Annotated in this window: 1 pseudogene; it reads right to left on the bottom strand. The window is 38.5% G+C overall.

What is annotated here, in order from left to right:
• Positions 1-520 (bottom strand): annotated as a pseudogene (locus G4V62_RS19205) (RNA-guided endonuclease TnpB family protein); the annotation flags it as partial.

The raw sequence follows: 520 nt of genomic DNA, 5'->3' as shown, positions 1-520 counted from the left end.
GAAACCATTGAGGGTTGCCAAATATTTGCCCTGTAGAAAGAATCGCAAAATCTTTAAGACCAACGTCAATACCGACAGAAGAACCTGTTTTTCTAATGGTTGCACTTCTGTTTCAGCAAAAATCGATACAAAGTATTGACCACTTGGGTTTCGTCTGATTGTAGCGTTAAGAATACGCCCCTCAACCTCACGACTTTTTGCGAACTTGACTAATCCAAGTTTGGGTAACTTGATTTTGTTTCCTACAATCGCAATATTGCCGTTCGTATGCTTTGTTGTGTAGGATTGTACGTTATTCTTTTTCGACTTGAAACGTGGTGCTTTATTCTGTTTCTTGAAAAATCGTGAATACGAATCCGCAAGGTTTTTAAGTGAGGATTGAATAGCAACGCTGTCGACTTCTTTCAACCATACGAATTCTTTTTTTAGCTGCGTTAATTCGGCAGAACATGAATTGTAAGTGAGTCCTTTGCCTGTTTCCTTGTATGTATCGTTCCAACGTGCTAAAAAGTGATTATAT

This window comes from Litoribacterium kuwaitense (genome assembly GCF_011058155.1).
Lineage (GTDB): Bacteria > Bacillota > Bacilli > Bacillales > DSM-28697 > Litoribacterium > Litoribacterium kuwaitense.
This window is presented reverse-complemented; position numbering and strand designations above follow the sequence as displayed.